The sequence below is a fragment of the Mycolicibacterium fluoranthenivorans genome, assembly GCF_011758805.1.
Taxonomy (GTDB): Bacteria; Actinomycetota; Actinomycetes; order Mycobacteriales; family Mycobacteriaceae; genus Mycobacterium; species Mycobacterium fluoranthenivorans.
Genome location: NZ_JAANOW010000001.1, coordinates 92,901 through 109,853 on the forward strand (window position 1 = coordinate 92,901; position 16,953 = coordinate 109,853).

Below are 16,953 nucleotides of genomic sequence, written 5' to 3' on the forward strand. Positions count from 1 at the left end.
CCGTTGGTCATGACACCGCCCCCGCGTCCAGCAGCGGTGCCGCCGTGAAGGGCTGAATGCGCACCACCTGGCGCTTGGGCTGGGCCCGTGGCGCATCGTCGTCGGCGTCCGCGAGCACGGTGGGCACATAGTTGGTACCGGTGTAGACACTGTGGAATTTCACCGGGTCCTCCATCCCCACCCGCAGGAATCCGACACCGCTCTCCTTGTTGGTGATGTACTGCGCCTCCGGCGTACCGATCACCGCCTTGGATTCCGCGGAACTGGTGGTGCGCAAGGCAATCCGGTACGTGAGGTTGGGCTCGAGCTTGTCGATCCGGACACCGCCGGTGTTCAGCGACTGGGTGGCCAGCAGCAGATGCACCCGCAGCGACCGGCCGACGCGGCAGATCCGGTCGAACAGCGCGATGAAATCGGGGTGGTTCTGCAGAAGCTCGGCGAACTCGTCGACGACGACGAACAGTGTCGGCAGCGGAGCCAGATCGGCCCCGCGTTCACGATGCTTCTCGTACTCGGCCACCCCGGAGAGCGCACCGGCGGCACCGACCTGCATACCCGCCTGGCGCAGAATGGACTGCCTGCGGTCCAGCTCACCGGTCAGCACCTCACCCATCCGGCTGACCAGCTCGGCCTCCTCCTCCATGTTGGTGACCACCGCCGCGGTATGCGGCAGCTTCTCCATGCCGAGGAAGGTGGAGCCACCCTTGAAGTCGGTGAGCAGCAGATTCACCTGGTCCGGGTGATGCGTCGCGGCCAGCGACAGGATCAGGGTGCGCAGGAACTCTGATTTACCGGAACCTGTTGTCCCGATAAGCATTCCGTGCGGACCGGCGCCGAACTCGGCGCCTTCCTTGATGTCCAGGTGCATGATGTCGCCGGTCTTGAGCTCATGCCCGAACGGAATCCGCAGCCGGTCCCGGTCGGTGTCGGTGAACATCCGCCAGCGCGCGGGGGTGACCTCTTCCACCGTCTGCGCACCGACCAGCTGGTGCCACTCGGTGGCGACCTTCTTCTGCACCCGGGTGGTCTTGTCGATGATCGTCCCGGTGATGGACCAGCCGGCCAGCTTCCTGGCGATGCGGCCCGCCTGGGCCGGCGTCATGGAATCCGCCACCCGGACCACCTGGCGCCAACCCTGTTGGGCCAGTTTGTCTTCGGCAGATCCGTCGGCATTAACCTTCAGTTTGTACGCCGATCCCCGGTGATTACCCAGCGTGATCACCGTGACACCGGCACGGCCGTCCACCGGGAAGCCGGCCCGGCCACCGGTGAGGTCGATGACGACGACATAGGCGCCGGCCGGTGCGGCGTCGGCGGTGTGCGGACCGCGCGCCGTGAGATCGGACAGTCCGTCCGGCCGGGTGAACACCAGCCGGGTCGGGCCGGCCACGTCGGTGTCGGACTGGTGCTGCGCATGCGGCAGCCACTTCAGCCAGGCCCAGTTCGGGTCTTCCGGGGTATCCGTGAGCACCCGGATCTGCAGCAGGTCCGGCGGATGCAAGACGGCCAGATGGCAGATCATCGCGGTCAGCAGACCGGCCGCACGTTCAGGCTCACCGCCGACGGCGATCGTCGGGAAGGTGCGCAACTGCACCAGTTTCGGGCAGTCGTGGATCAGGCCGTGGGTGCGCAGGAACTTGATCAGCCACATGTGGCTGACGGGCTCCAGGTGCGGCTGTGGCGCACCCTGGGGTCCGGCCAACTCACCGCCCACCGCCGGCTTGAGCAGCCGGTCGACGGCCGGCTCGGCACCGATGCCGATCCGGGTGGCCGCGAAGAAGTCGCCATTGGCCGGCCGCGACCACTGCCGGTTGGTGCCGACCATCGACAGCAGATCGCCGGGATGCGGTGCGTGATAACCGAAGAACGTCACCTGAGCGGCGGCCGAGGTGGTGACCCGAGACCGCAGCCCGGCCAGATACCGCAGGTACTCCTTGCGGTCCGCATTGATCTCGGGCACCTTCTTGCCGCCTGGGCCGCCACCGGCCATGAAGCCGACTGTGCCCATGATCATCATCAGCGGCATCATCAGCATGTAGGGCGACAGCTGCCGGATGCCGGTGAAGACCATGATGGCGAGCATGCCGAGCATGCCGCCACCCATGACATAGGGCAGCGCCTTCTGCAGGCCCGACGGGGGGATCTCGATACCCAGGTCATCCGGTGGGGTGACGTTGATCTCGCCCGGTGTCAACCGGGGGCCCCGCCGGATGGTGGGGGTGAACTTCTTGGTGGTCATCGTCCACCTCCTTTCCTAACGTATCGGCGCACCCGGCGCGGGCATCGGCAGTGGTGCGGCCCCACCCGGCGGCGCGGGGGCGCCCTGGCCGGGCGCCTGCTGGCCGGTCGCCGTGCCCGCGACCTTGCGGGGGTCAGGGTCGGCGGGCAGCGTGTCGTGCTCGAGCAAGGCCGCCTCCTTGGACAGCACCGGACCGTCGACGAGCAGGCTGACCACCTGCCAGGGCGCGGTCAGCGGTGAGGTCAGCCCGAGCACGGTGGCGGTGTCCTGATTCGGCAGGCCGTACCGGATGCCCTGCGGGTCGATGTAGTAGAGCGCCTCGCCATAGCGTGGATCCGGTGACTGCAGCCGGATGAACTGCCCGCCGTCGATGTACACCGTTGCGGTGCCGGCGATCTGGCGAATGCCCGCGTTCATCCGGGCCGCCGGGATCGGCAGATGCCGTCCGCTGAACACGGTCTGGCGCGGCGACTGGTCGCCGGGTTCACGCTGCCAGGACCAGCACAGCGTCGGGGCGTCGTGGCGCAGCCGGATCTCCATCGGCTGATCGGGCAACGGTGACACGAAAACCTGTTCGGCAATCTTGGCGACATCGCTGGCCTCCACCGACGGCGGCGAGATCAGCCCGAACGAGTTGGACGCGCGCAGGGCGGCGGCCGTCGTGCCGTTGACCTTCGCGACACCGTCGGCAAGCACCACATACTGCTGCTCGCCTGCGTCGGTGATCGTCTTGAACACCGACCCGATCACCAGATTCGGCGGCAGGCCAACGGTATTGGGCGCGCCCGCGCCGGCGATCTCCGGCAACTGCCACGGCCCGGCGTTGGGCAGCGCGTTGAACAGACCCTCGGAGATCGGCGTGGGCCGCGCGGTGACCGGGATGCCGACCGCACTGGTCACGGCCCGGTTGGCCAGGTCGATGGAATGCCGGCCGTCCTGGGTCACCAGCCAGTTGCGGTCCTGATAGGACACCAGCACGCCCTGGCTGGGGCGGATCGGCCCGACCGAGGAGTCGACCACCGGCGGCATGATGACCACCGACGTCTCCACCGAAGGTGCGACGCTGTCGGGTTTGGTGACCGTGTCGCACAATGTCCACGTCGACGCCGGCGCACCCAGCGGGGTGGCATACGGCGCGCCCGGGATACCGATCGGCTGGCCCTTCGACATCCGGTTCAGCTCATCGGATTTCACCGCCGAAGGATTGTTGGAGTTACCCAGCACCAAGCGGGCCGACGTCAGGTTGTAGACGGGCCGCAACTCTCCGGTGCCGGGCAGCACGACGTAGAGCTGGTTGGTCGTCCGGTCCACCAGAAGTGAGTCGTCGCCGCGCTTACCGAGTGGTTTGAAGTACGCCAGCAGCGCCGCGCCGAGGCACACCAACACCGCAATCACGATGCCCGCGCTGACCGCCCGGCTGTAGAACTGCAGCGGGTCGTCGTACATCCGGGTATCGCGCCGGACGATCGCATGCTCGACCCGCCGCAGCAGGAAACGCCATCCGCTGACCTGGACCTTGGTGGTGAGCCGGAAACCTGCCATCTGCTCAGGCGCCGATATTCAGGCGGGCGTGCACAGCCTCGATCGCGGCCGCCATGTCCTCGCCGGTGACCTCGCTGAGCGCGTCGACGTCGAGGTTCTCGAAGTCCAGCGAACGAGCCAGCCGCATGTCCCGGCTCTGCTCGCCCGCCTCGACGAGCTGGCGGGCGTACCGGCCGTTGCCCGCGATGTCGAGCGCCGGCTTACCGTTGAGGTTCCGCTGGCTCAGCAGGGTCGCCGCCTCCAGCACACGCTTGGCCGCCTCCTCGTCCAGGCGCGAATCATTGGCCCCCGCAATGACCTTGGCGATCTCGACGATCTCCTCGGGTGCATAGGAATCGAACTCCACGCGGGTGGAGAAACGCGACCGCAGACCGTCGTTGGTCTCCAGCAGTCGGTCGATGTCGGCGCTGTATCCGGCGATGATGACCACGAGTCGGTCGCGGTCGTTCTCCATCCGGGCCAGCAGCGTGTCCAGCGCCTCGGTACCGAACGGGTCGGCGCGGCCGTCCCGCTCCTGCACCAGCGTGTACGCCTCGTCGATGAACAACACCCCGCCGACGGCCCTGTCGATGGTCCGCGACGTCTTCACCGCCGACTGGCCTTCGTACTCGGCGACGAAATCCTTGCGGGAGGTCTCCACCAGTTTGGGTTCGGTGATGACGCCGAGGCCGGCCAGGATGTTGGCCACCACGCGGGCGATGGTGGTCTTGCCGGTGCCGGGCGGTCCGGTGAAGATCATGTGCTTGGACTGCTGGGCGACCTTCATCCCGCGTGCGGCCCGGACCCGGGCCATCTGGGTGGCCGCCCGGTACTTCTCGATCTGCTCCTTGACCCGGCTCAGCCCGATCTGCCGGTCGAGTTCGGCCTGCGCCTCGGCGAGCAGTCGTTCGCGGCCGGAGTTGTCGGCGGCGACGCTGGCGGGATCCCACGGGTCCTTGCGGGCGGCGATCTTCTCGGCGGTGGTGGTCTCCATCCGGTAGGACGGATCGCGCAGGGCCGCTGTCACTTTCGGGGACGGGTGGGTGGCCTGCAGCCATTCCAGCAGCGCGATGGCCGCATCCTCGTTGCCCTGGCTGCGCCGGGTCATCGCCAGGAACCAGGCGATCGCCGGCGCGCACGCCTCACCGGCCGGCGCCGAATTTGCTTCCGTCAGTCTGCGTTCGGCCTCGGTGAACAGACCGAGGTTGGCCACCGCCACACCGTGCGCCACGCTCGCGGCCGCGCCGAGGAACTTGTCCGGCCAGCCGGCCGCGCCCCGCACCTGGTCGATCACATCGGTCCAGCGTTCGGCGGCGCCGTAGATGACCGCCTTGATCCAGGACACCAGGTACTCGGCGCCGGCGGCGGGCGCGTCGTCGAGCGCTTCGATCGCGTCGGCATAGTTGCCCTCGGCGGCTTCGCGCACTGCGAAGGCCATCGTGATGGCCAGTGGCGAGTTCACCGGGTAGGTGATATCCCCGTACAGCCCGCCGATCGGGATCCGGGCCCCCAGGCTGTTCATCGAGACCTCGGCACGGCCGGCGAGCTGGCCGAAGTTGCCGCGGGAGAACCAGGCCCGGAACAGGGTGGCCCGGTCGGTGTCCCCGCACCGGATCCGGCCGACCCATGCGTCGCAGGCGGTCTCGTCGACGGCGGTGATCTCGGTGAACAGTTCCAGGGACCGGGCGGGTGAGCTGGGCAGCATGCCGATCGCGGTGCCGAACAGACTCGCCAGATGTTCAGTCATGGTCACCTGCATACCTGGTCGCGAAAACGTGGGCCTGCGCGGCATCGGCCTCCTCCGGGGAGGGCAGGTCGAGATCGCGCTTCAAGAAGTCCCGGGTGACCACATCGTCCTGGCCTTCCCGCCGCATTCCTTCGAGCATGTAGGTGAACTGCGCGGACCGGGCCTGCGCGGTGGCCAGGCCGGCGATCACGACGATCTCGTCGGCGAGCTGCGCCTCCGTCGACAACACGGCGGCGGGGGCCAGCTCGATCCGCTGCACCCGCCCGTCCATCAGCGCCGTCACCGTCACCGTGCCCGGCGGGTTCGTGACCGAGAACACCGCCACATCCGCGTCGAGGTCCTCTTCGGCAGGCCCCTCGTCGTCATCCACGGGAGCGGGCAGTCCGGCGTCGAACACACTGAAGGCATCGAAAACCGATCCCTCCTGGTCCACGGCCTCGGCGTCGCCTGCCGCGAAGTCCAGCCCGACCAGCTCGTCGAACCCATCCTCGGTCCCCCCGGGATGCGGATAGTCATCGTCGTCGTACGACGGAGTCCCCACCATCGAATGCTCTCTTCAGTCCCCGTCGAAGTAGTCGGTGTCCACCGTGCGTTCGAACCAGGTGCCCGACGGCAGGAATTCGACCAGCCCGTCCAAGGCGCGTTGCAGGTTCTCTTGGGTGCCGGGCAGGAAGCTGCCGAACAACTCGCCGTTGACCCGGCGCGGGATCGAGACGATCCGGCCGAGTGTGGAATCCAGCACGCCGGCGGCGACGGCGGCCTGACTGTAGGTGCCACCGTCGTGCCGTTCGTTCGCCGTGATCTCGACCCAGCTGTCGGGTTCCGCGGTCGCCTGGGCGTACACGCGTGCCGACGCCGGGGAGATGCCGAACTGGGCCAGCTGGTGTGGGGTCCGGGCGTCGGCGAGCTGCGAGCTGACCGCGGTCATCGGTTCCACGTCGGCGGGTTCGGCGGTGCCGAGCACAGCGGTCACCATCCCGGCGAGCCCGACCTGCGGCGCCACCCGCTGCAAGACCAGCATTTCCCCGTCCCTGGCGGCGATGACATGACGCTCCCCTTTGCGACACACCACGAATCGCACCATCTTCCCACCCACATCGCGACGCCACCACCGGCCCTCCAGGGTCCGGTCCGGGCGAGCCAGGGTGTCGGTCATCGCCGCCACCTCGGGGTGCGGTGCCCCGAAGACGTCGAGCACGCCCTGCGCGGTGAGGTCACGCGCGACCTGCTCCCACACCAGGTCCCGGAGTTCGGGCTGCGGGATGTTGGGCCGGATGCCCAACGAGGTCGGGAACTCCACCAGGTTGAGCCGGTCGGCGATCACCAGCATCCCGTCGATGGTGATCTCCACCGCGACGACGTCGTCGTAGTGCGTGGGCTCGCGGTGGAAGCTCGTCATCACCGGCCCCCTGCGATCTGCCGGTCCAGAGCCGACCGCTGCGCGTCGTCGGTGCGGTCGTACCGGCCGGCCGAATTGCCGAGCCGGACACCGAGACCCTGCGACACCGACGCCATCCGCGTACCGGCGTCCGTGCGGGCTGCCTGTACCGCCGCGAGCGCCGCTGACGTCGCGGAGGCGACCACACCGTGCGTGGCGCGCACGGCGGGCGGCGTTGCCTCGGGCATTGCGGTGGCGGCGGCGAGTTCACCGGCGGCTCGCTCCTGGACGGCGGCCAGGCCACGTAAGCACGCGGTGGTGACGCGCAGATCGTCAGACACGTGTTCTTACCTCCCAGGTGGTGATGTGGCGGCGTCCGATACGGCCGTATGGTCCGTGACAACGTTAGCCGGGTCGGAGGTGCCAGGACCACTGTCTTCTGCACGGACGTGAGTGAGCTCATCCGGAACGGCCGCCGAAGACGGGTCGGGTTCGCTCTCGTCCTCGTCCTCGGGCTGGCGCTCGCGCGGGCCGGCCGCCACACCCTGCGCGGCCGCCTGCACCGCCGCGGCGACCAGCCCGCCGGCAGGGGCGAGCAGCGCGGCCAGCGGGGCGGTGAACGCCGTGGCCAGCGCGGGCAGCGCGCCCGCCATCCCGAACAGACCGGCGAGTGCGGCCGGCGGTCCCGGTGGGTCGGCGGTGTCGACACCGGTCGACTCCGCGAGATCCTCGGCACCGCCGGGTCCGCCGAACCCGCCGTCAGGCAGTTCCGCGCCGGCGGCGATGGCCTGGTAGCGGCCGACGAGATCCTTCAGCTTGTCCGCGTTGTCTGCGGCCTCCTGGTGCATATTGGCGACCTCGAACCCCGCAGATGCCAGCGCCGTGTGCACCGCCGCGCTCTCGACCACCAGTTTGGCCGCGTCGCCGTAGCGTGGCACCAGATCCAGCCATCGGGTGTATTCCGACAGCTCACCGAGCCAGTTGTAGAGCTCGTCGATCTGTCTACGGTGAAAGCTCACCTGGTAGGCCTCGCCGGCCAGCACGCGGTGCACCTCACGGTCGGCGTCGGCCACGGATTCCGCGCGCAGCCGCTGCCGGGCGTTCTGGTCTGCGTAGGCGTCCGCACCCTCCCCCGCCCAGTGGTCCGCGGCGACCGCCCCGCCGAGTTCCGCGTCCGCGCTGCAGAATCCCTCCGCCGCCGCGCCGAACGCCCGCCCGTCATCGGGATCACCGTCACCGAGGGTGCGCTTCATCTCGGCGAGCAACCACTGACCGCCCGCGAGGATGTGCGAGCCGACCGCCTCGACGAGGGCGTCGGTGAGCTCGCCGTCCTTTCCCGACGGGCCGGGTGGCGTCGGTCGTGCACTCACCGTGCTCCCGCCGACGATCCGGCGCGCCCGAATCTCACTTTGCCAACCCCATTTCCGGTACCTGTCGGATCGCAGGTCCATCCGCCTCCGGAAACGACCATAACAGCGGATTCCGGCCACCTCACGCACCAATTTCCGTCGGCCGACGGGCGGTATTTATGCACTACAAGTGGCCTATCCGGATAGCATCCGCACCGGCGGCGCCGATGTGACGATCAGTGACGCGAAGGCCGGACTTCACCGCACAGTCGCCGCACCTCCGCACCAATGTGTTTGCTGTCCGGTGCCGGCCCATCCGGTCGCCGAGGGCAGTGGTTGATACTGGTGGGACCTGACGTCCGTGTCGGGTGACTGCGCAGGAGGAGGACCACGGTGAGCGACCGTGACGACGCGCTGCGTCACGAGCTCGGCTGGACCGGGCCGGAGGATTCCGACTACGAACCGCCGACCACCGCGGCGCGCTCGGCGGCGCCGGCCCCTGCCGCCGTGCCCGCCCGCCCGCCGGTGGATTTCGTGGCGCCCACACCCGACGAGTCGCGTCCGCCCGCGCAGCATCACCGGTCCGATGCCGGCGACGACACCGGACCGATCGCCGCCGTGCGGCCCGAGCCCGTTCCCAGCCACCCCCGACCGGAACACCCGCCCGCCCGGTCCGACTGGCCGCCGCAACACGCTGCACCGCCATCGCGTCCGGCGCCCCCGGGTCCCGGCCATCCGCACCCGGGCCACCCGTGGCCGCCGCCCGCCGGGTACGCCCCGGCCGCTCCTTCGTCGTACGCCGACCGGATCCCGGTCAGGGATCTGGTTCCCACCCGGCCGGCGCCACCCACCCGCGGCTGGCGCCGCGTGCTGCACACGCTCACCTTCGGGCTGGTGAACCTTGGCCCCTCGCCCGACGAGATCCGGGAGGCCGAGCTCGAGGCGGGCATCCGCGGCGTGCTGCGCGGCCACTACAAGATCGGGGTCATGGGCAAAGGCGGCGTCGGCAAGACGACCGTATCCGCAAGTGTCGGTTCGGTTTTCGCGGAGCTGAGGCCTGACGACCGGGTGGTCGCCGTCGATGCGGACACCGCCTTCGGGAAACTGGGCAGCCGGGTGGATCCGCGCGCGGTCGGCTCGTACTGGGAGTTGGCGTCCGACCAGCATCTGGATACGTTCGCCGATATCCGCAACCGGGTCGGAAACAACGCCGCCGGGTTGTTCGTGCTGGCGGGCGAGGCCAGCCCCGCGCGCCGGCGCATCCTGGACCCCGCCATCTACCGGGAGGCGACCTCACGGTTGGACCGGTACTTCTCCATCTCGATCGTCGACTGCAGTTCCACCATGGACACACCGGTGACCCAAGAAGTGCTCCGCGATCTCGACGCACTGATCGTGGTGTCCTCGCCCTGGGTGGACGGTGCCGCCGCGGCCGGGCAGACGATGGACTGGCTGGCCAGTCGTGGACACACGAACCTGCTGCAGCGCACCGTCGTGGTGCTCAACGACTCCGACGGGCATTCCGACAAACGCACCCGCTCGATCTTGGCCCAGCAGTTTGCCGGGCAAGGCCAGGCCGTGGTCGAGGTGCCCTTCGACAGCCAGATCAGGCCCGGCGGAGTGATTCCCGGCACCAGGGGGATGTCACCGCAGACCCGGCGAAAGTTCGTCGAGATCGCCGCGGCGCTGGCCGCCCACTTCCCCCGCACCGACGACCGGAACCGGGAACGCTTCTGACCGCGTTGTGGGTTGCTTCGCCGTTCAGCGCCAGTCGATCTGGGCGATGAGTTCGTCGACGGCGGCTGACGCATCGGCGGGCACCTGTTCCTCGGCCTCGACCCGGGTGACGACGTCCTCGGGCACACCGGCGGCCTGGGCGGTCTCGGAAATGGTGAGGTTGGCCCGTCTGCGCGTGGCATAGAGCCGCTGCCCCAGGGTCGCGCCCGGGGCGGCTGCGGCACGCAGGGTGAGCTCGTCCATCAGAGTGCGCACGGTACTCAGCGCCCGGATCAGCGCGGGTGTCACCTGGATCCGGGTGGCCCGGGCGGCGACCGCCTCCAACTGACGCAGATCGGACAGGATCGCGGTCGCGCGCGGGACGAACTCCGGGTGCTCGGGATCAGGCAGGGCGGTGATCGTCGACCCGAAGGTGTTCGCCGCCGCCGTCACCGCCTGTGCGATCAGCGGGATCTCATCCGCGGCCGCTCGACGCTCGGTCCGCGCCTCCGCCGGTTCACCCCGGCGCAGGCGCTCGATGGCGCCGGGCGGCCATTGCAGGATCGCTTCGAGCTTGGCCCGGGTGCCCTGCCGCGGCCAGCTGCGGCCCTTCTCGAAGGCGATCAGGGCGCCCGCATTGATGACCCCCTCGGCCGCGAGGCTGCGCTGACTGACATTGAGTTCGCGGCGACGGGCGGCGGCGGCGGCACCGGCACGGACCATTCCAGGGTCTTCGCCAAGGTCGGGTTCGACCACGCGCGTGACCTCCCTGAACCCTGGACCGGATGCGACTCGGTGCGGCAATAGTAGCGAAACAACAGCGGCACCATCTACAACTCGCCACAAAACTGTTGCAATGACACCCTTGCTTCCGTTGCATCCGAGCTGCGAAATTGCATCGTTGTAAGCAGTTCACGTAGCTTGCCTGCGTAAACAGTTCAGCTGAAGGCACACCCTCGCTGTCCTCAAACTGTTGCATTGCTACGGTTTGTGTTCTACATTCGTCTGCAATGCGGCAGACCCGCCGCCGACAGGAGGATCACCATGAGCCCATTGAGTGCAGACGGACTGCCCATCGGCGAGTGCACGCGGGATCCCGAGCGTTGGACCTCGGTGGCCGACGAGGATGCGAAAGCGATCTGCCGGATGTGCCCGCGCCGCTGGGCCTGCGCCAGGGAAGCCTGCGAACTGCCCCGCGCCGAAGGATTGTGGGCAGGCATCGTCATCCCAGAAGGGGGGCGCGGCCGCACCTTCGCGTTACGGCAGCTGCGATCGCTGGCCGAACGCAACGGTTATCCCGTCCGGGCACGCCGGCTCTACCTCGAGTCGGCCTGAGACCGGCTGCTCCCGCTACCGCATTCGAGGGGCCGGTAGCGGGAGTGGCCTTCTCGGCTCTCAGATCTTGGCGATGAAGTCCGTGGTGTACGCCTCGGCAGGCTGCTGCGAATACGCACTGGGACGTTCGACGGAGATCCAGACTCCGGTGGCGCCCGGATTGACCGCGGTGCGAATGGTCGCGTGCGCCGCGCCGACCCCGTCGGTCTGCAGCAACACCGGAGCGACACCGCAGTCGTTCGAGGCCCGCGGCATCTGGAACACCCGGGCGAAGTACTGGGTGTCAGGGCGTGCGGTCAACAGCTCGACATCGACGACGAGGGTGTCGCCCTCGGTCCGCACATGCGCCAGCGGTCGCGCATAACCGGTGGCCCACGTGCGCTCCGCCGGGGTGTAATCGCAAGCCCGCACGGTGCTGGTGAACGGCATGATGGTGGCGTCGGCCGCGGCCGTACCCACCGGGAAAACCACCGACAGCGCCGCCATCACGCCCAGTCCTGCCGCAGTCACCCTGGCACGCTCGTGCATGTGGTTCTGGTCTCCCTAAGTTACTTGCGGGTAATTTTACCGCTGCGGCGATACCCGCGGGAGTGGCCGCCGCGGTGATACTGCTCACCGCGCGACCGGCGGAATAGCCACGGCCCCCGGCCCGTTGAACACTCCGACGGTGCCGGTCATGCCCCGGGTACCACATCAGAACTGTCGCCTCGAGCGACCACTTGCCGAGAGGCGCCATGCCGGTACCGTCCCCAAACTTCCGCTCCCCGCCGTACGCCGGGGCTACTGTGGCAGCGTGAGCAACGCGGATGCGAACCCGGATGAAGTCGACTGCGGCGCATCGCGATTCAGCGGTGTGTTACACGCTCGCCAGGTGCCACTGGGCGGCCCGCGAGCGATGACGGTGCGGCGCACGCTGCCCGCAAAGGAACGCTCCATGGTGGGGGCGTGGTGTTTCGCCGACCACTACGGTCCCCAGGACGTGCGTGGCGGTCCCGGAATGGACGTCCCGCCCCACCCACACACCGGATTGCAGACCGTCAGTTGGCTTTTCCGCGGTGAGATCGAACACCGCGACAGCGCCGGGGTACACGCCATGGTGCGGCCCGGTGAGCTGAACCTGATGACCGCCGGTGCGGGTATCTGCCATTCCGAGGTGTCGACCGCGGCCACCACCGTGTTGCACGGCGTCCAGTTGTGGGTGGCGCTGCCCGACACGGCCCGCGACGGCGGCCGCGATTTCGCGCACTATGCGCCGCCCGCCGTCTCCATCGGAGGTGCCACGCTGCGGGTGTTCCTCGGCGAGCTGGGCGTAAGCCGCTCGCCGGTGTCCACCGCCACCGCGCTGCTGGGCGCCCAACTCGATGTGGCCCCCGGGGCGACCATCGAGTTGGACGTCGACCCGGCCTTCGAACACGGTGCGCTGCTGGACCAGGGTGAGGTCGAGGTCGCCGGCGATCAATTGCAGGTCGCCGATCTCGCCTACCAATCCCCCGGCTGCGATCGCCTGCAGATCGTCAACCGCGCGGACGCACCCGCACGGCTGATCCTGTTGGGCGGTCCGCCGTTTCCCGAGCGGCTGGTGATGTGGTGGAACTTCGTCGGCCGCACCCACGAGGACATCGTGGAATACCGCGAGGCCTGGCAGGCCGGGGATGCGCGGTTCGGCGCCGTCGAGGGCTATGCCGGTGCGCTGCCCCGACTGCCCGCGCCCGTGCTGCCCGGAGCTAGGCTCAAACCCCGTGAGCGCTGAACACACCGCAGCCGTGGTGACGCCCGGCGATAACCGGTTCACCATCTCCTTGGACGGCAGGCAGGTCGGTCTGGTCGACTTCCACGACCGCGACGGGGTGCGGGTGTTCACGCACACCGAGATCGATCCCGCATTCGGCGGGCGCGGCCTGGGGACGCGGCTGGTCGCCGAGACGGTGGCAGCCACCCGTGCCGACGGGCTGTCCATCGAGTCGTACTGCTCGATGGTCACCCAATACATCGCGAAGAACCCGGAGTGAGCTTGCCCGCGGCCTACTTTCGGGCTGCCGGGAACGGGTTCGCGCCGACGCCGCTCGCGCAGGGCCCATGGGGTCAGACCATCAGCGGCAACGTGCTGGGCGGTCTGCTCGGATTCGTCCTCGACCGCGACGCGGGCGACCCGCAGATGCAGCCGGCCCGGCTCACCGTCGACCTCTTCCGGCCCGCCGCACTTGAGCCGGTCGCGGTGCGCACCCAGGTGGTCCGCTCCGGTAAGCGCATCAAAGTTGTTGATGCTCAGGCATTTCAAGGTGACGTCATGGTGGCGCGGGCCAGCACCGTGTTCCTGCGCCGCGGCGAGCCCGCCCCGACCGATATCTGGACATCGGAGATCGCCATCCCGGCCGCGCCGCCGCCCGACCACGATGACGCCCGGCCCATGCAGATCGTCGCGCACGGAGCCGGGTCGGAACCGAGTTCGGATCTGACCGCCTGGCAGCACACCGGACCCAAACACGCATGGGTGCGCAACACGGCACCGGTGGTCGACGGCGAACCCATGACACCGTTCACCCGGGCGGCCATGGCCGGCGACGTGGTGAGCTCACTGACGCATTTCGGGCCGGCCGGGCTGCACTACATCAACGCCGACTACACCTTGACGCTGAGTCGCCTGCCCGTCGGGCCTGATATCGGTCTCACCGCGCTGACCCACTACAGCAGTGCCGGCGTCGCGACCGGCACCGCGACATTGTTCGATCGCAGCGGACCGATCGGCAGCGGCATGGCGACCGCGGTGACCAGCGGCGGATTCAGCCCGCCGCCGGGTCGCTAGCCAGATACTGGGCGGTGCTGCCGCTGACCGGCATCTCCGGCAGTCCCAGCTTGCGGTGATCCCAACTGCGCCGCCGCGACTCCACCACCCGGATGCAGACCCGGTTGTTCATCATCTGGTCCACAAAGGGTTTCATCTCGTCGGTGTAGGGACCGGTGTAGCGCTCCCACACACTGATACCGACCCGCAGGTTGGTCTCGGGATCGTCGATGATCTCCGCGGTGCCGTCGATCGATACTCCGCGCAAGGTGTTGTAGGTCAACCCGTCCTCGATCATCACGGTGATGGTCGGATCGCGGCGCAGGTTCACCGCCTTCTGCGATTTGGCCTTGGTCTCGAACCAGATCTCACCGTCGAGGACGGCGTACCACATCGCCACCAGGTGGGGCCGGCCGTTCGGCAGCACCGTCGCCATGGTGGCGGTGCGGCTGCGCTCGATGAACTCGGTGATCTCGTCATCGGCCATCACGATCGTGGCGCGCTGATTGGTTCCCATGATCAATCCTTACCAGGGGGCGGCGGCGGCCACCGTCACCGGGATGCCGTTGCGCCCCCTGCCGACCGGGCTACCGGCCGGCCCGCAGGACTTCGGCGGCAGCACCGAACATGGTCTGCTTGATCGCCCCGAGCGTGCCGGGGTCTTTCCCGGCCAGTGGCCGCAGGATGTCGAGAGCGGCACCGTCCACCGCACCCTCACCGGCGGTGCCGTCGACGATGGCGTAGGCCTGTGCGTCGACACCGCCGAATCGCCGGCCGGTGGTCATCGATGCGACGGCGGCCTGCGGGGTGAGCTTGGCCTGGATGAGCGCCGCCATCCCGTCGGTGAACGGGATCCGGATATCGGCCTCGGGGAAACAGAAGAAGCCGCGGTCGGCGCGCATCACCCGGAAGTCGTGCGCGACGGCGAGCATCGCCCCGGCGCCGAACGCATGCCCGACGATCGCGGCGGCGGTCGGGATGGGCAGGGTCAGCATCCGGGCCAGCAGGCCCTGCACCCGTCCGACGTACCACGGGGTGCGGTCGGCGTTGGCCGCCAGCCAGTCCAGATCCAGCCCGTTGGTGTAGAACTTCCCACTCGCGGTGGTGAGCAGCCCGGCGGCCCCGTCCGCGAGCACGGTGTCCAGATGCGCGTTGACGGTATCGAGAAAGTCTGGGGTGAAACGGTTCTCGTCGTCACCGAGGTTGAGCACGGCGATCTTGTCGGTGTACTCGAGGGTGGCTGTCATGGTCGGGTTCCTTTCACGGGTGGCGGTCCGATATCGAGCACGGCGCGTACGGCCGCGCTCAGGTGGTGGCGGGCGGTCGGGCTGGCCAGTCGATCCCGGGTGAGCAGGATGGCGGTCGGCAGGTCGACGACGCAGGTGGTGATGGTGTCCGCCGCGGCGCGGTCACGACGGTGCCACAGGCCGTCGGCCAGTCGCACCATCGTGTCGACCAACCGGGTCTGCAGGTGATGCAGTTCGCGGGCCAGTTCGTCGGGCAACTCGGCATCCAGGATGTCCTCGCGTCGCACGGTCAGCACCAGGCGACCGGAATTCGGGTACCGGTCCACCAGCACGGCAGGCGCCCCGGCGGCGGCGATCACGGCGGCCGCCGGGTCCGGCGCCTGATCGATGAGGGCGTCCTGAACCTGCAGGAACCGGTTACCGGCCCGCAGCCAGGCCCGGCCCAGCAGTTCCGACCGCGACGAGAAGCTGTGGTAGAGCGCGCCGTTCGAGATGCCGGCGGCGGTGGCGACGGCGCGCACGGTCACGGCCGCCGGACCCTGTTGGACCGCCAGCGTCTCGACGGCGTCGAGCACGGCGTCCGGGTCGTACACGCGCGGGCGGGCCATGGCGCCACAATAACAGAGCGGATGCTCTGTTATTGGCCGACCTGAGCGGTTCCTGCGTACCGGGTACCCTTCGGGCATGAGCGCCGGGCTGTTCGGACTACTCGACGACGTCGCCGCGCTGGCCCGGTTGGCGGCCGCGTCCATCGACGACATCGGCGCGGCCACGGGCAAGGCGACGGCCAAGGCCGCGGGCGTGGTGATCGACGACACCGCGGTGACTCCCCAATACGTCCACGGCATCACCGCCGACCGCGAACTGCCGATGATCAAACGCATCGCCATCGGGTCACTGCGCAACAAGTTGGTGTTCATCCTCCCGGCGGCGCTGCTGTTGAGCCAGTTCGCACCGTGGCTGCTGACGCCGATCCTGATGGTCGGCGCGACCTACCTGTGTTTCGAGGGCGCCGAGAAGGTGCTGGGCCGGTTCCTGCATCACGACGCGCACGGCTCTGACGCCGCGGCGGCATCCGCCGCGGCGGTCGACGAGAAGGCGATGACGGCCGGTGCCATCCGGACGGACTTCATCCTCTCCGCCGAGATCATGGTGATCGCGCTCAACGAGGTGGCCCATCAGCCGTTCGTGCCGCGGCTGATCATCCTGGTCATCGTCGCGCTGGTGATCACCGCCGCCGTGTACGGCATCGTCGGCGTCCTGGTCAAGATGGACGATGTGGGGCTCAGCCTGGCGCAACGGCAATCCCGTTTCACGCAGAAGATCGGCCGCGGGCTGGTCTCGGGAATGCCGAAGGTGCTGGCCGCGCTGTCCACCATCGGCACCGTCGCCATGCTGTGGGTGGGTGGGCACATCCTGCTCACCGGCACCGACAACCTCGGCTGGCATGCGCCCTACGGTCTGGTGCATCACGCCGAAGACTTCGTACACCACGCAGTGCAGGGCATCGGCGGCGTGCTGGCCTGGCTGACGAACACTGCGGCGTCCGCCGTCGTCGGCCTCGTCGTCGGCGTCATCGTGGTGGGCATCGTCCACGTGCTGCCGTTCGGCAAGAAGAAGCACGACTGAACCTGTCGGG

The 16,953-nt window shown here is 68.8% G+C and carries 18 protein-coding genes; 6 read left to right on the top strand and 12 right to left on the bottom strand.

Annotated features, from left to right (window positions below; translation table 11 throughout):
* Window positions 1-7 precede the first annotated feature (7 nt).
* From eccCa to FHU31_RS00525, 7 genes are read right to left on the bottom strand one after another with little or no spacing between them, the layout of a single operon-like run.
* Complete coding sequence (gene eccCa, locus FHU31_RS00495; RefSeq protein WP_167154555.1) at window positions 8-2,239, bottom strand: type VII secretion protein EccCa; 2,232 nt, start codon at window positions 2,237-2,239, stop codon at window positions 8-10.
* 15 nt (window positions 2,240-2,254) lie between these two features.
* Window positions 2,255-3,781: a type VII secretion protein EccB gene (gene eccB / locus FHU31_RS00500; protein WP_167154557.1), complete on the bottom strand. Its 1,527-nt coding sequence runs from the start codon at window positions 3,779-3,781 to the stop codon at window positions 2,255-2,257.
* A 4-nt stretch (window positions 3,782-3,785) separates the two neighbouring features.
* Window positions 3,786-5,507 (bottom strand): type VII secretion AAA-ATPase EccA, encoded by a 1,722-nt coding sequence (eccA, locus tag FHU31_RS00505; protein WP_090364768.1) that lies wholly within the window; start codon window positions 5,505-5,507, stop codon window positions 3,786-3,788.
* Complete coding sequence (locus tag FHU31_RS00510) at window positions 5,500-6,051, bottom strand: YbaB/EbfC family DNA-binding protein (protein WP_167154559.1); 552 nt, start codon at window positions 6,049-6,051, stop codon at window positions 5,500-5,502. Before FHU31_RS00510 ends, eccA begins: the two co-directional genes overlap by 8 nt.
* Window positions 6,052-6,063: 12 nt before the next feature.
* Window positions 6,064-6,906, bottom strand: coding sequence for an ESX secretion-associated protein EspG (locus FHU31_RS00515; protein WP_167154561.1), 843 nt, complete (start codon window positions 6,904-6,906; stop codon window positions 6,064-6,066).
* The gene (locus FHU31_RS00520; protein ID WP_167154563.1) at window positions 6,906-7,226 is read right to left on the bottom strand and encodes a type VII secretion target; all 321 of its coding nucleotides are present in this window, start codon (window positions 7,224-7,226) and stop codon (window positions 6,906-6,908) included. The genes FHU31_RS00515 and FHU31_RS00520 overlap by 1 nt, the downstream gene beginning before the upstream one ends.
* Before the next feature lie 6 nt (window positions 7,227-7,232).
* Window positions 7,233-8,255 (bottom strand): EspA/EspE family type VII secretion system effector, encoded by a 1,023-nt coding sequence (locus FHU31_RS00525; RefSeq protein ID WP_167154566.1) that lies wholly within the window; start codon window positions 8,253-8,255, stop codon window positions 7,233-7,235.
* A gap of 372 nt (window positions 8,256-8,627) precedes the next feature.
* On the opposite strand from FHU31_RS00525, the gene FHU31_RS00530 reads away from it, so the two are divergent.
* Window positions 8,628-9,971 carry a MinD/ParA family ATP-binding protein gene (locus FHU31_RS00530; protein ID WP_167154569.1) on the top strand — a complete coding sequence of 448 codons (1,344 nt, stop codon included), beginning with the start codon at window positions 8,628-8,630 and terminating at the stop codon, window positions 9,969-9,971.
* A gap of 24 nt (window positions 9,972-9,995) precedes the next feature.
* Here FHU31_RS00530 and FHU31_RS00535 read toward each other — a convergent pair whose 3' ends face one another.
* On the bottom strand, window positions 9,996-10,673 hold the full coding sequence (locus FHU31_RS00535; protein ID WP_167160469.1) for a transcriptional regulator: 678 nt from the start codon (window positions 10,671-10,673) through the stop codon (window positions 9,996-9,998).
* Window positions 10,674-10,994: 321 nt separating this feature from the next.
* Between FHU31_RS00535 and FHU31_RS00540 the strand changes: the two genes are divergently transcribed.
* On the top strand, window positions 10,995-11,285 hold the full coding sequence (locus FHU31_RS00540) for a WhiB family transcriptional regulator (protein WP_167154571.1): 291 nt from the start codon (window positions 10,995-10,997) through the stop codon (window positions 11,283-11,285).
* A 60-nt stretch (window positions 11,286-11,345) separates the two neighbouring features.
* Here FHU31_RS00540 and FHU31_RS00545 read toward each other — a convergent pair whose 3' ends face one another.
* Window positions 11,346-11,795 (bottom strand): hypothetical protein, encoded by a 450-nt coding sequence (locus FHU31_RS00545; RefSeq protein ID WP_167154574.1) that lies wholly within the window; start codon window positions 11,793-11,795, stop codon window positions 11,346-11,348.
* Between the two features lie 283 nt (window positions 11,796-12,078).
* On the opposite strand from FHU31_RS00545, the gene FHU31_RS00550 reads away from it, so the two are divergent.
* Genes FHU31_RS00550 through FHU31_RS00560 form a run of 3 tightly spaced genes read left to right on the top strand, consistent with a single transcriptional unit; the run spans window position 12,079 to window position 14,088 of the window.
* Window positions 12,079-13,035 carry a pirin family protein gene (locus tag FHU31_RS00550; RefSeq protein ID WP_167154576.1) on the top strand — a complete coding sequence of 319 codons (957 nt, stop codon included), beginning with the start codon at window positions 12,079-12,081 and terminating at the stop codon, window positions 13,033-13,035.
* Complete coding sequence (locus FHU31_RS31340) at window positions 13,025-13,294, top strand: GNAT family N-acetyltransferase (protein ID WP_167154579.1); 270 nt, start codon at window positions 13,025-13,027, stop codon at window positions 13,292-13,294. The genes FHU31_RS00550 and FHU31_RS31340 overlap by 11 nt, the downstream gene beginning before the upstream one ends.
* Window positions 13,291-14,088 (top strand): acyl-CoA thioesterase domain-containing protein, encoded by a 798-nt coding sequence (locus tag FHU31_RS00560; protein ID WP_263987891.1) that lies wholly within the window; start codon window positions 13,291-13,293, stop codon window positions 14,086-14,088. The genes FHU31_RS31340 and FHU31_RS00560 overlap by 4 nt, the downstream gene beginning before the upstream one ends.
* Here FHU31_RS00560 and FHU31_RS00565 read toward each other — a convergent pair.
* The 3 genes from FHU31_RS00565 to FHU31_RS00575 all read right to left on the bottom strand — a co-directional run bounded on the left by FHU31_RS00565 (window position 14,066) and on the right by FHU31_RS00575 (window position 15,922).
* Complete coding sequence (locus FHU31_RS00565; RefSeq protein ID WP_167154582.1) at window positions 14,066-14,584, bottom strand: pyridoxamine 5'-phosphate oxidase family protein; 519 nt, start codon at window positions 14,582-14,584, stop codon at window positions 14,066-14,068. The two genes, FHU31_RS00560 and FHU31_RS00565, sit on opposite strands and share 23 nt — an antisense overlap.
* Window positions 14,585-14,654: 70 nt before the next feature.
* Window positions 14,655-15,314 (bottom strand): enoyl-CoA hydratase-related protein, encoded by a 660-nt coding sequence (locus FHU31_RS00570; RefSeq protein ID WP_167154585.1) that lies wholly within the window; start codon window positions 15,312-15,314, stop codon window positions 14,655-14,657.
* Window positions 15,311-15,922, bottom strand: a complete 612-nt coding sequence (locus FHU31_RS00575; RefSeq protein WP_167154587.1) for a TetR/AcrR family transcriptional regulator — start codon at window positions 15,920-15,922, stop codon at window positions 15,311-15,313. The genes FHU31_RS00570 and FHU31_RS00575 overlap by 4 nt, the downstream gene beginning before the upstream one ends.
* Before the next feature lie 76 nt (window positions 15,923-15,998).
* Here FHU31_RS00575 and FHU31_RS00580 point away from each other — a divergent pair, with 76 nt between their 5' ends.
* Window positions 15,999-16,943: a DUF808 domain-containing protein gene (locus tag FHU31_RS00580; protein ID WP_167154589.1), complete on the top strand. Its 945-nt coding sequence runs from the start codon at window positions 15,999-16,001 to the stop codon at window positions 16,941-16,943.
* Window positions 16,944-16,953: the final 10 nt, after the last annotated feature.